Origin of the sequence: Streptomyces sp. Tu 2975 (assembly GCF_009832925.1) — a bacterium.
Classification (GTDB): Bacteria; Actinomycetota; Actinomycetes; order Streptomycetales; family Streptomycetaceae; genus Streptomyces.
On the sequence record NZ_CP047140.1, the window covers coordinates 1,026,927 to 1,039,768 of the forward strand.

Sequence of the window (12,842 nt, forward strand, 5' to 3'; positions counted from 1 at the left end):
CGGTCCCCCTGCGACGCCCGGCGCCGCCGGGCCGAGGAGGCCCACCCGGCGCATCATCTTCGTCCTCTGACTAGCTCCGACCCCGCGAACAACGGCAGCATGGGGAACAGCGCGGTACATGACCGCGTACGGAGGCGGTGCGCGTTGTCACGGGTGAGTTTTGCGTTCTGCGGGGCCGAGCTGGCCGCTGTCTACGTCCTCACCGAGGGTGGCGACGAGCTGCGGCTGGCCGAGGTCGTGGGGGACCGTGGCGGGACGTACGCGCTGCCGGCCGTCATCGGCCTCGGCAGCCGCTCCCCCGCGTCGGACGCCTTCCGCGCCGCCCGGCCCCTGTGGCTGAGCCCTGCGGAGCTGGCCGCGTACGCCTCCGGCGACGCCCGTGGAGTGACCCCCGTGGGCCCGGGGACGCTGCCGCCCAAGTTCTCGCTGGGCGCCCTGCCGCTGGGCCACGGGGCCGCCAAGCTGGGCTGTCTGGTGGTCGCGGGCGAGACGGCGGACGGGTTCGACGCCGATCGCCGCAGCCTGCTGGAGCTCTACGCCGATCAGGTGGCCGCCGGACTCGAATCCGTGCCGGCCCGCGTCGTCGGGCGGTCGGGCCCCAGGGCGCATCCGGGGCCCACGCTGGTACCGCTCCACAGCGGCGCGTTCACCCTGACGCTGGAAACCGGGCACATGGAGGCCGACCAACGCGTGCTGGAGCTCCTCGGGATCGCCCCCGAGGATTTCGACGCGCGGGTGGAGACACTGCTGTCCTGCGCCGTCCCCGACGACATTCCGGCGCTGATGGCCGTGGTCGAGCCGGGCAGGCTGTCGTCCTCCGGGGAGCAGCTGGCGTTCCGTATCCGCCGGCCGGGCGGAGAGCTGCGCTGGCTGGGTCTGCGCTGCAGGCTGCGGTTCGGCGCCGACGGCATGCCCGAACGGGTGCTCGGTGTGGTCGCGGACGCCGTCTATCTGCGCCCCACCGACGACGAGGTCGCCATCGTGCAGGGGCTGTCCGCCCGGCTGGCGGGGGCGAGCACCGTGCGGGACGTCAGCCGCATGGTCGTCGACGCTCTGCGCCAGCCCCTGGACGCGAGCCGGATCGCCGTCGCGGAGCTGGACGCCGACAGGCTGCTGGTCACCATTCTCGACCCGCCGGAGCCGGACGCCTGGCCGGGTGTGTGGCAGACGGAGTGGCGGTCCGAGTGGCCGGACGCGTCGTGCCACTCGCTGCCCACGCTGCAGAACGCCCTGCGGGACGGCCATATGAGCCTGTGGCCGCCCGGCGCCCACCTGGAACCGGGTCTCCTCGGCATCGGCCCCGGCGGTCTGGCGGTCGTCCCGCTCCCGGCCGACGGACGCCTCATCGGCGTGTGCCTGGTGGGCTGGAACACCGAGCACGAGTTCGCCCCGGAGGAGCGGTCACTGCTGACGGCGGTCGCGGGACTGGTCGGCAACGCCCTCAGGCGCGCTCACGCCCTGGACGCGGGGCACGAGCTCGCGAGGATGCTCCAGCGCAGCCTGCTGCCCCGCAAGCTCCCGGTGCTGCCCGGCGGAGTCGCGGTCGCCCGCTATCTGCCCGCGACCGTGGGACTGGAGGTCGGCGGCGACTGGTACGACGTGATCCCGCTCTCCGACGGGCACGTGGCTCTCGTCATCGGCGACGTGCAGGGCCACAGCGCCGCAGCCGCCACCATCATGGGCCAGATGCGCACGGCGGTCCGCGCCTACGCGGTCGAGGGCCATCCCCCTGACGTGGTCGTCTCCCGTGCCAACCGGCTGCTCGTCGGCATGGAGACGGACCTCTTCGCCACCTGCCTGTACGTCGATCTGGACATGGAGGAGGGCATCGCCATCTTCGTCCGGGCCGGCCACCTCCCGCCGCTGCTGCGCCACCCGGACGGCAGGACCGAGGAGCTGGTGGTGGAGGGCGGGCCGCCGCTGGGGGTGCTCGCGGACGCCGAGTTCAGCATGACAGAGGCGGGCCTGGTCCCCGGCACCCTGCTGACGCTGCTCACCGACGGCCTGGTGGAGTCGGCGCACCTCCCCCTGGAGGACGGCATGCGCCGCGTGGGCGAGGCCCTCGGCGCCGCGGACCCGTCCGACATCGGGCGGGTGGCCGACGAACTCCTCGGCACCGCCGACGGGCGCGACGACGACGTCGCGGTGCTGCTGCTGCGCTACGACGGGTCCCGGGTGCGTCCGCTGCGGACCCACTGGACGGTGTGGCGTCTGACGAACGCCGTGCTCCACGCCAGGCGTTTCGCGGCGCGCACGCTGCGCTCCTGGGGCGTGGCGGAGGAGGTGGACATCGCGCTGCTGGTGGTGTCCGAGCTCGTCACCAACGCCATCGCCCACACCCAGGGCGAAGTGGGGCTCGACCTGACGCTGTCGTCGGACCGGCTGCGGATCGCCGTCAACGACACCTCGCCCCGCTCCCCCGTGATCCCGGCGGACCTCGACTGGGAGGCGACGGGTGGCCGCGGTCTGCTCATCGTCGAGGCGACGACGGCGTCCTGGGGCTCGCTGCCGCTGAGCGGCGGCAAGCAGGTGTGGGCGGAGATCGAGGTGTCGGGCACCGGGAGGTGACCGGAGCTCGAACTCGCCTTCCGGCCCCTCAGGTCGCCGACGGCCGCGGCTGCTCCGGCGGGACCGAGCTCTCGGCATCCGCCATCCACTGGTCCAGGTCGGCCTGGGTGAAGTCTGCCCACGGTGGGATCTCGGGGAGCCGGCGCAGGAAGTCGTAGGCCTCGTCGATCCGGTGGCCGCGGAGGACCGGGGAGTGGCAGCCGGCGATGACCTCGGCGTTCAGGTGCTGGAAGTCGGTGACGACCGTCCCGAACTTCTGGGCGTCCAGCATGGCCACCCAGGGGGAGACCAGCCTTCCGCCGAAGAACTGGCCGTCGCGGAATTCGTCCGGGGACAGCGCCTCCATCTCCGGCACGGGGGCCGGAACGTTCGTGGCGAACGTGTCGACGGCCCACAGGACGCTGGTCTTCGGGTCGAAGAGGGCGCGGGTGGTGGGGTTGTCGAACAGAGGCGGTCGTTTGGCGACCAGGGTGCGGTCGCCCGCGTCGATCGTGTCGCCGTCCGTCATGAAGCGGCACCGGTTGATGGGGGTCTCCCATTCCTCGGCCATGCGGCCGACGGAGAACCATGTCGTCAGCAGGGTCGCGTTCGGGCATTGGGCCAGGACCGGCAGGAGGTTGCCGGCGTGGTCGCGGTCGTCGTGGGTGAGGAAGATCCACCGTACGTCCAGGGGATCCACGACGGACCAGGCTGCCTCCAGCCACTGGGAGCGCACCGCGGGCGCACCGGTGTCGACGAGGACCGGTTCGGCTCCCCGGATCACCATCGAGTTCATCGGGAAGTGGCCGACGGGCGGCGCCTCGAGGGCCCACGGGATGACGAACGTCTCTTCGGCGATCTTGTACGGCTGCAGAAGGTTGAACGTTTGCATGGTGGTCATCGCTGCTCTCCCTTGGACGGAGTGAATGCAGCGTCGATGAATCCAGTGCAGCCCGTTGCCGGACCGTCGTCAAGCGCGGAACTCGTGACGGTCGGCTGCGGTGAGCGACGACGGGCGTGAGGCCGGCGCCGGCAGGTCGTGCCCGGGACGGCGTACGGCGCAGGCTGCCGCGTGGCCCGGGGGGACCGGGACGTCGGTGAGTGACCAGCCTGGCAGGTCCGCGGGGGCCGGGCCGGTCCCCACATAGGTGACCGCGGGGTCCTCTGCGAGGCCGATGCCGACGCCTTTGAGGTACGCCTCCTTCCGCGTCCAGCAGCGGCCGACCGAGGCGGGACGGGCCCGGTGCGGTACGGCGGCCAGCTCGGCGCGTTCCCGCGGGTGCAGCATGGCGCCGATCTCGGCCGCCGCCTCCGGGGACGGGTCGGTCTCGACGTCGATGCCGACGGGGGTTCCGGCGAAGGCGAGGAGGGTGAGGTCGCCGGAGTGCGCGAGGGAGAAGTGGAAAGGCGCGTCCGCCACGGCCGGGCGGCCGTGCGGCTCGCCGCAGCCGGGGCACGGCTCCCGGACGAGGCCGACGGCTGCCGGGTCCTCGTCCAGGTACGCGCCGAGCAGGCGCCGCAGGGCCACGTGCGCGACGCGGTACCGGTCGCGGTCACGGTCCCGTACGAATGCGCGGACCCGGGCCCGCTCCTCGGCGTCGAGCAGCCACTCGTCCGCGGCGGCCCGTGCGGCGTACCCGCTCGCGCGCACGCACCACAGGCGTGGCGCCGAACCGGCCTGCCATACCGAGGGCAGTCGGTCCGTGCTCGTGCCGAGGAGGACCGGGCCACCGCTCTGCGGTGTGCCGCCGGCCGGGTCACGCGTGAGCAGGTTGCGCACGGTCATTCTCCGGATGCTGCCGGGCGCCGCTCGTGCCCGTCAAGGAACGTCGCCACGATCTCGATGTCACCGATGGCCGAGGTGCTGACGCGTCGCGGGTCGTCCCCCAGCACGACCAGGTCGGCGCGTTTGCCCGGGGCGAGAGTGCCCGCGCTGTCCTCCCAGTGGCAGGCGTAGGCGCCGTCGACGGTGTAGGAGCGCAGTGCCTCTTCGACGGTGATGCCCTCGTCCGGGCCGATCAGCCGGCCCGTCCCGGAGGCACGCTCGACCATGAACTGGACGGCCCTCAGCGGTGATCCGTCGGTGACCGGACGGTCGGAGCTGCCCACCAGGGTGATGCCGTGGTCGAGGAACGCCCTGCCGCGGTAGAGCCACGGGGCCCTCTCCTCACCCATGACCGACGCGTAGTCGTCGCCGAAGTAGCGCAGGAAGTTCGGCTGGACGACGGCGCTCGCGCCGAGCCGTGCCAGCCGGGGAAGCTGGTCCGGCCGGATCAGGCCCGCGTGTTCGATGCGATGGCGGGCGCCGGGGCGCGGGCGGAGGTGCTGTGCCCGTTCCAGGGCGTCCAGCGCCAGGTCGGCGGCGCGGTCACCGATCGCGTGGACGGCGAGCTGCCAACCGGCGAGATGACCGTCCACGATGGTGTCAGCGATGCGATCCGGGTCGTCCTGGAACTCGCCCGTGTGGTCCATGCCGTGGTACGGGGCGGTGAGCGCCGCGGTCCGGGCCATCATGCCGCCGTCGGTGTAGACCTTGAGGGCGCCCACGGAAAGCCAGTCGTCGCCGAACCCGGTGCGCAGGCCGAGGTCGAGGGCGCGGGGTATGCCGTCCGAGCGGTGCGAGCCGACCGGGCGCAGCGTGTCCGCGGCCACCATGAGCTGGACCCGCAGGGGTAGTCGGCCCTGGTCCCGCAGGAGTTGGTAGGCCCCGAGCTCGACGGGGCTGTGGCCGAGGAGGCCGCCGCCGATGCCGGCCTCCGCGCATGCCGTGACGCCTTCGTCGAGACAGGTGCGGGCGGCACGCTCGATCGCGTCGGCGAGTTCCGCCTGCGAGTAGGGCAGCCGCAGCCGCCGGGCCGCGGTCATGGCGCTCTCCGCGAGAAACCCTTCCTGGTGCGGGACTTCGGCCGGAAGCAGGTCCAGGACGGCGCTGTTGACCACGCAGCCGTGCCCGGAGTCGTGCATCATGAAGAGCTTGTGCCCGTCGCTGACCTTGTCCAGTTCGGCGGCGGTCAGATGGCGGCCCAGGGCGCGCTGGTCGTAGCCGCCGATGTCGACCCAGCCGCCGGACCCTTTGCGCGCGACGGCGTCCGCCACCACCGCGAGCACGTCGTCGACCCGCTCGCACGGGGCCACACTGGGTGTGCTCGCCTTCATCCCCGCCCAGGCGAGGTGTACATGGGCGTCGATGAATCCGGGGAGCACGGTGGCGCCCTGGAGGTCGATCACCTCGCGTGCGGGCAGTGAGGACACCGCGTCGTCCAGGCCGACGATCCGGCCGCGCCAGATGCCCAGTTCACGGGCGACGGGATGCCGTGGGTCCATGGTGACGATGTTCGCGTTCGTCAGCCTCGTGCAGAGCATGGGCGGTCCGTCCCTAGGATGTCCGGGCCATGGCACGGCGCTTGCGGGCCGTGGGCACCATCAGCGGAGTACCGGTCTCGGGGTCGTCGATGATCCGGCAGGGCAGGCCGAACACGTCCTCGACCAGCTCCGCGGTCGTGATCGTCGCCGGGTCGCCCTCCGCGGCGATGACTCCGCCGGCCCTCATGACCACCAGGTGACTGGCGTAGCGGCACGCCTGGTTGAGGTCGTGCAGGACCGCGACGATCGTGTGGCCCTTGCGTTCGTGCAGATCGGCGCAGAGGTCGAGGACCTCCACCTGGTGGGCGATGTCGAGGTAGGTGGTCGGTTCGTCGAGCAGCAGGACGGACGTCTCCTGCGCCAGCACCATGGACAGCCAGACGCGTTGCCGCTGTCCGCCGGAGAGGTCGTCGACGGGACGGTCGGCCAGTTCCAGCACCCCGGTCTGCCGCATCGCGGCGATCACGGCGTCCTCGTCCTTGGCCGTCCACTGCTTCAGCAGCCGCTGGTGCGGGTAGCGACCGCGGGCCACGAGGTCCCCCACCGTGATGCCTCCCGGCGCGGTCGACGACTGCGGCAGCAGGCCGAGTCTGCGGGCGACTTCGCGGGAGCGGTACGACGAGATGGCGGCCCCGTCGAGGTACACCTGTCCGGCGGTCGGCCGCAGCATCCTCGCCAGCGCCTTGAGCAGGGTGGACTTGCCGCAGGCGTTCGGCCCGATGATCACGGTGAACGAGCGGTCGGGTATGACGACCCCGAGCGAGGTGGCCACGGTCCGCTGGTCGTAGGAGAGGGTGAGGTCCTCGGCCCGCAGCCGGGCCGTCGGGGCGGTCGTTGCTGTCATACGCGGCTCTTTCGTGACTCCGTGACCAGCAGCCAGATGAGATACAGCCCGCCGATGGTGCCGGTCGCCGTGCCCACCGGCAGGAGGGCGGGTGAGAAGAGGCGCTGCACCGCGAGGTCGCTCCCGGCCAGCATCACGGCACCCATCAAGGCGGCCGGGACCAGTCCGGGGCCCGGCGACCGGATCAGCTTCCTCGCCACTTGAGGGGCCGCCAGCGCGATGAACCAGATCGGTCCGGTCACCGCGGTGGCGAACGCCGCGAGCGCGACGCTGACGAACAGCAGGGCGACCCGGCTGCGTGCCACGTCGACGCCGAGGGCCGTTGCCGTGTCGTCGCCCATCTCCACCATGGAGAGCCGGCCGGCGAGGCCGAAGGCGAGGGGCAGCAGGACGGCGACGGCCACGCCGATCGCGACCGCGTGGTCCCAACCGCGGTTGCCCAGGCTGCCGATCAGCCACGCCTGCGCCTCCAGCGCCTCCTGCCAGGTGGCCCGGCTGATCAGGTACGAGTTGACGGCGAGCAGCAGGGCGCTCACCCCGATGCCCATGACGACGAGCCGGAAGCCCTGCATCCCGCCGCTGAACACCAGCAGGTACACCAGGGCAGCGGTGGCCAGCCCGCCGATCAGCGCCCCGACGGCGATCTGGGTCATGCTGCCGTGGAACACGACGATGACGACCAGCGCCCCGGTGGCCGAGCCGTTGGTGAAGCCGATGATGTCCGGGCTGCCGAGCGCGTTGCGGGTAAGGCTCTGCAGCACCGCCCCGCTGACGGCCAGCGCCGCCCCGACGCACAGCGCGGTCACCAGCCGGGGCATGCGCAGGGTGTTGACGATGAAGTCCGCGCCGCCGGAACCGTTGCCGGTGAGCGCCCCGACCACCTCGCCGACCGACAACTCGAAGTCCCCGGTGGTCAGGGAGACGCCCATGATCACCACGAGCACGACCAGGAGCACCGCCGTCACGGCCAGCGCACGGCCCTGGACGCGCAGGGACACGCGCCCGCCGCGGGTGCGGACGACGCTTCCGCTGATCACACGGCGCTTCGGCTTGGCGGCACGGCCGTCGCGTCCGGTGGTTCCCGTCGCCGGCGTCCCGGTCCTCCGTACGGCGTTCACAGCATGGCCAGCTTCCGTCGGCGGCACAGCGCGAGGAACAGCGGAGCACCGAGGAAGGCGGTGACGATGCCGACCTGGACCTCGCCGGGAGCGCCGATCACCCGGCCCAGTGTGTCGGCGCCTACGACGAGGATCGGCGCGAGCAGCATCGAGTACGCGAGGAGCCACCGCTGGTCGGGGCCCACGAAGAAGCGCGCCACGTGCGGCACCACGAGTCCGACGAAACCGATGGGGCCGGCGGCTGCGGTGGCGGCGCCGCACAGCAGCATGACCGCCAGCGCGCCGAGCACCCGGGTCCGGCCGACGTTCACCCCCAGCGCACGCCCCAGCTGGTCGCCCATGGCCAGCGCGTTCAGCGACGGGGCGAGCGCCAGGGCGATCACGACACCCACCACGACGAAGGGAAGGACGACCTGCACGATGCCGAGGTCCCGGCCGGTGAGCGCGCCCACCGTCCAGAACCGGAACGTGTCGAACGCCCGCGGATCGAGGAGCAGTACCGCCGAGTTGAAGGCGTACAGCACGGCCGTCACCGCCGCTCCCGCGACCACGAGCCGGTCGGGGGTGGCCAGGGCGCGGCCCGCGGAGCCGAGCAGATGGACGACGACGGAGGCGACCGCGGCGCCTGTGAACGCGAACCACACATGGCCGAGGGCCGACCCGACACCGAGGAACGCGATGGCCACGACCACGCCGGTCGAGGCGCCCAGGCTCACGCCGAGCAGGCCGGGATCGGCGAGCGGGTTGCGGGTCAGCGCCTGCATCAGCGCGCCCGACAGGCCCAGCGCCGCACCCACCAACACGCCGAGCAGGGTCCGCGGGATCCGGTAGTCGTGGATGATGACCGCCGCGTCCGACCCGTCGGGCTGCCACAGCACGCTCCACGTCGAGGTGAACGGGATGTCCCTGGTACCGATCCAGACGCTGAGGAGGGAGATCAGGACCAGCACACCGAGCGCCACGAGGAGTCCCAGGCTCCGCAGCGCGGCCACCGCGGCCCGTCGGGTCGGGGGCGCGGCAGGATCGTCGGCACCGCTTCCGGACGGCGCCCGCGCCTCGACCAACAAGCGATACCCCCTGGCGGCAAATCGCGTAGCACGCAGGCAATGTGACGACGTCACAGAGTGACTTAGGTGAGCCTAACCGAACCGTCACCGGAGGGTCAACGCCCCGGTACTTTGCGTCAGTTCACCCGGCAGGCCTCCCTCTTGAAACAGCGGCCGGCACCGGCGCTCCCGGAGACGGGCCGAAGGAAACCCACGGTCGTGTCCGGCGAACCGGGCCGCGGATCAGGGTAGCCTTACCTGACTTGCCTGCTTCTCCTCGGAGGTACCGCATGCTCGACGGAGGACCGACGGGGGGCCAGGTCCTCCGAAGGGCGATCGGCGGCCGGCGCCGCCACATCGCCGGGGCCTCGCTGCTCGGTATGACGCATCAGGCGTGCGAGGCGATGGTCCCCGTCGTCATCGGCGTCATCATCGACGAAGCGGTGGCGACCGGCTCCTCGGGCGCCCTTCTGGCCAGGCTCGGGCTGCTGGCCGCACTCTTCCTCGTCCTGTCCACGTGCTACCGGACCGCCGCCAGGATCACCGACGGAGCCGGCGAACACGCCGCGCACCGCATCCGGCTGGACCTCGGGACCAAGGTGCTCGACCCGCGCGGCGGCGCCGACAGGGGCCGGCTTCCCGGTGCGCTGACCGCCGTCGCCACCGGCGACGCGGAGCGGGTGGGCGCCGTCGCGGCGGCGCTCTCCTACGGGATCTCGGCCGTCGCCGGTCTGGCCGTCAGCGCGGTGGTGCTGCTGCGGATCTCCGTACCTCTCGGTCTGCTGATCCTGCTCGGCGTCCCGCCCCTGCTGTGGCTCGGCCACCGCATCAGCCGACCGCTCGAGCGGCGCAGCGAGGTCGAGCAGGAGCGCGCCGCGCACGCCTCCGGAGTCGCCGCCGACCTGGTGGCGGGCCTGCGGGTGCTCAAGGGGATCGGCGCCGAGCAGGCCGCGGTGGCCCGGTACCGGCGCACCAGCCAGGACTCCTTGGCGGCGGCCCTGCGCGCGGCCCGCAGCCGGGCCTGGCACGACGGCGCGATCCTCGCACTCACCGGCGTGTTCATCGCCGTCATCGGGCTGGTCGGCGCGCACCTGGCGATGCGGGGCGCGATCAGCATCGGCGACCTGGTGGCGGCCGTGGGGCTCGCCCAGTTCCTGCTCGGCCCGTTCCAACTGCTCACCTACGTCAGTGGCGAGTTCGCCCAGGGGCGTGCCTCCGCCGACCGGATCGCGGAGGTCCTGGCGTCGCCGCCCGCCGTGCCCGCCGGGACGGCCGCGCCGACCGGCCCGGTCACGGGCGCACTGCGGCTGCGCGGCGTCACGTACGGGGCGCTGCGCGGCACCGACCTCGACATCGGCGCCGGAACGCTCCTCGGCGTCGTCGTCCGGGACCCGGCCGCGGCGAGCGATCTCCTGATGTGCCTCGGCCGCGAACGCGACCCCGCGGAGGGGACGGTCGAACTCGACGGCGTGCCGTTGGCGTCGCTCGCACCGGCCGACGTGCGCGGCGCGATCCTGGTCGCCCACCACGACGCGGACCTGTTCGAGAGCAGTCTGCTGGACAACGTACGGGCCGGGCGGGACGGCGGCCCCGTGGACGTCGGACCTGCGCTGACGGCATCGGCGGCGGACGACGTCGCACGGGCCCTGCCGCAGGGGGTGGACACGATGTTGACCGAGCGCGGCCGGTCGCTGTCCGGCGGGCAGCGTCAACGGGTCGCGCTGGCACGGGCGCTCGCCGCCGATCCACCGGTGCTGGTGGTCCACGATCCGACCACGGCGGTCGACACCGTGACCGAGTCGCGGATCGCCGCGCGGCTGAGCGAACTCCGCCGTGGCCGCACGACGATCCTCGTCACCACCAGTCCCGCCCTGCTGGCCGTGACCGACCGTGTCGTGGTGATCGACGAGGGCGCCGTCACGGCGGACAGCCGCCATCCGGATCTCGTCGCCACCGACGAGGCGTACCGCTCGGTGGTGCTGGCGTGACGGCCGTGCGGGGCGGCGCCTCGCACGACGGGACGGACCCTCAGGACAAGGCGGCCGCGCCCGGTGAAGCCGCCGCCGAACCCGGAGGCGCAGACGACGGAGGCCGGACGACGAGTGGGACCGGCACACCCGACCGTGAGCTCCTGCCGATCGCCACCGGCGCCCAGACCCTCACCGTCGTCGGCACGTTGCTGCGCGGCCACCGGCTGCTGACCGTGTCCGCGGTGACCGTCCTCGTCCTCGGAACCGGCATCGGCATGCTGACCGCTCCCCTGCTGGGCCGCATCGTCGACCTGGTCGTCGCGCAGCGCGGCCCCGGCTCGCTCACGGTGCCGATGATCCTCCTTCTCGCCGTGGCGACGGCCAGGGGCATGGCCACCGCGGTCGGCAACTCGCTCGTCGCCCGGCTCGGCGAGACCGTGCTCGCGGGCCTGCGTGAGCGGTTCGTCGAGCGGGCGCTGCGGCTGCCTCTGCAACGGGTGGAGCGGGCCGGTTCCGGCGACCTGACGTCCCGGGTGACCGGCGACGTGACGCTCATGACGAAGGCGGTGCGCCAGGCACTGCCCGAGTTCAGCGGCGCCGTCCTCACCATCGTGCTCACCCTCGTCGGACTCGCCGTGCTGGACTGGCGTTTCCTCCTCGCCGTGCTGCCCGCCGTACCGGTCCACGTCCTCACCGTGCGGTGGTACATCCCCCGCTCCTCCCCCGTGTACGCGGCGCACCGGGTGGCGACCGGCGCCCTGCAGCACCAGCTCCTCGACAGCGTCGGCGGAGTGCGGACCGTGCGGGCGTTCCGGCTGAACAGCAGGCACGAGCAGCTGCTGGAGCAGCGGTCGAGGGACGCGGTCGACCTCGCGCTGCGCGGCATCCGGCTCGTGTCCGGCTTCTTCTCGCGGCTCAACCTCGCCGAATTCGTCGGTCTGGCGTCGGTCCTGGTCACCGGCTTCCTGCTGGTCGGCAACGGTTCCGTCAGCATCGGCACGGCGACCGCCGCGGCGCTCTACTTCCACAGCCTGTTCAACCCCGTCAACGCCGCGCTCTTCCTCATCGACGAGGCGCAGTCGGCCGGTGCGAGCCTCGCCCGCCTGGTCGGCGTGTCGAGCCTGCCCGCCGAGCACGATCCGGCCGGTGCCCCCGCACCGGTGGACGGTTCCGTCAAGGTGTACGGCCTCGGCCACGCGTACGTGCCCGGGCACCCGGTGCTGCGTGAGGTCGACCTCGAGGTGCGTGACGGCGAGCGGGTGGCGCTGGTCGGTGCCAGCGGGGCCGGGAAGACCACCCTGGCGAAGCTGATCGCCGGTGTCCATCCGCCGTCCGGCGGCTCGTTCAGCCTCGGCGGCGTCGACGCGCAGGAGCTCGGACCGGCCGGTATCCGGCGTGCGGTGACGTTGATCAGCCAGGAGGTCCATGTGTTCGCCGGACCGCTTGCGGAGGATCTGCGGCTGGCGCGGCCCGAGGCCACCGACGAGGAGCTGCGCGGCGCGCTCGCCCGCGTCGACGCCCTGGCCTGGGTGGAGGCGCTGCCGGACGGGCTCGGCACGGTCGTCGGTGAGGGCGGCCACCGCCTCACGGTGACCCAGGCCCAGCATCTGGCGCTGGCCCGCCTGGTCCTGGCCGATCCGCCGATCGCGATCCTCGACGAGGCCACGGCGGACGCGGGCAGTGCCGGGGCCCGCACCCTTGAAGCGGCCGCGCTCAAGGCGCTGGAAGGACGTACGGCGCTGATGGTGGCCCACCGGCTCCCCCAGGCGGCGACCGCCGACCGTGTCGTCGTCCTGGACGGGGGCCGGGTCGTCGAGACGGGCACGCACGAGGAGTTGGTGGCGGCCGGCGGCCGCTACGGCGATCTGTGGTCGGCGTGGTCCGACAGCCGCCGGCAGCCGGGTGACGACGCGGCGCCCCGTTCGGCCGTCAAGGCCTGATCCCCGGGGGCGGG

At 72.9% G+C, this 12,842-nt stretch carries 9 protein-coding genes; 3 read left to right on the top strand and 6 right to left on the bottom strand.

Annotation, left to right across the window (positions count from 1 at the left end; translation table 11 throughout):
- Positions 1 to 144 precede the first annotated feature (144 nt).
- The gene (locus GLX30_RS04485; RefSeq protein WP_159683817.1) at positions 145 to 2,568 is read left to right on the top strand and encodes a SpoIIE family protein phosphatase; all 2,424 of its coding nucleotides are present in this window, start codon (positions 145 to 147) and stop codon (positions 2,566 to 2,568) included.
- Between the two features lie 28 nt (positions 2,569 to 2,596).
- Here GLX30_RS04485 and GLX30_RS04490 read toward each other — a convergent pair whose 3' ends face one another.
- The 6 genes from GLX30_RS04490 to GLX30_RS04515 all read right to left on the bottom strand — a co-directional run bounded on the left by GLX30_RS04490 (position 2,597) and on the right by GLX30_RS04515 (position 8,939).
- Positions 2,597 to 3,448: an MBL fold metallo-hydrolase gene (locus GLX30_RS04490; protein WP_244258002.1), complete on the bottom strand. Its 852-nt coding sequence runs from the start codon at positions 3,446 to 3,448 to the stop codon at positions 2,597 to 2,599.
- 69 nt (positions 3,449 to 3,517) lie between these two features.
- A complete protein-coding gene (locus GLX30_RS04495) occupies positions 3,518 to 4,333 on the bottom strand; it encodes a 4'-phosphopantetheinyl transferase superfamily protein (protein WP_244258003.1) in 816 nt (271 codons plus the stop codon).
- Positions 4,330 to 5,910, bottom strand: coding sequence for an amidohydrolase (locus GLX30_RS04500; protein ID WP_159683819.1), 1,581 nt, complete (start codon positions 5,908 to 5,910; stop codon positions 4,330 to 4,332). The genes GLX30_RS04495 and GLX30_RS04500 overlap by 4 nt, the downstream gene beginning before the upstream one ends.
- 13 nt (positions 5,911 to 5,923) lie before the next feature.
- Complete coding sequence (locus GLX30_RS04505; RefSeq protein ID WP_159683822.1) at positions 5,924 to 6,754, bottom strand: ABC transporter ATP-binding protein; 831 nt, start codon at positions 6,752 to 6,754, stop codon at positions 5,924 to 5,926.
- On the bottom strand, positions 6,751 to 7,872 hold the full coding sequence (locus GLX30_RS04510) for an iron chelate uptake ABC transporter family permease subunit (RefSeq protein ID WP_347879690.1): 1,122 nt from the start codon (positions 7,870 to 7,872) through the stop codon (positions 6,751 to 6,753). The genes GLX30_RS04505 and GLX30_RS04510 overlap by 4 nt, the downstream gene beginning before the upstream one ends.
- Positions 7,869 to 8,939, bottom strand: a complete 1,071-nt coding sequence (locus tag GLX30_RS04515) for an iron chelate uptake ABC transporter family permease subunit (protein WP_208545357.1) — start codon at positions 8,937 to 8,939, stop codon at positions 7,869 to 7,871. The genes GLX30_RS04510 and GLX30_RS04515 overlap by 4 nt, the downstream gene beginning before the upstream one ends.
- Before the next feature lie 269 nt (positions 8,940 to 9,208).
- Here GLX30_RS04515 and GLX30_RS04520 point away from each other — a divergent pair, with 269 nt between their 5' ends.
- Together GLX30_RS04520 and GLX30_RS04525 are read left to right on the top strand one after the other, a co-directional pair.
- On the top strand, positions 9,209 to 10,906 hold the full coding sequence (locus GLX30_RS04520) for an ABC transporter ATP-binding protein (RefSeq protein WP_208545358.1): 1,698 nt from the start codon (positions 9,209 to 9,211) through the stop codon (positions 10,904 to 10,906).
- Positions 10,907 to 11,049: 143 nt separating this feature from the next.
- On the top strand, positions 11,050 to 12,828 hold the full coding sequence (locus tag GLX30_RS04525; protein ID WP_244258417.1) for an ABC transporter ATP-binding protein: 1,779 nt from the start codon (positions 11,050 to 11,052) through the stop codon (positions 12,826 to 12,828).
- Positions 12,829 to 12,842 lie beyond the last annotated feature (14 nt).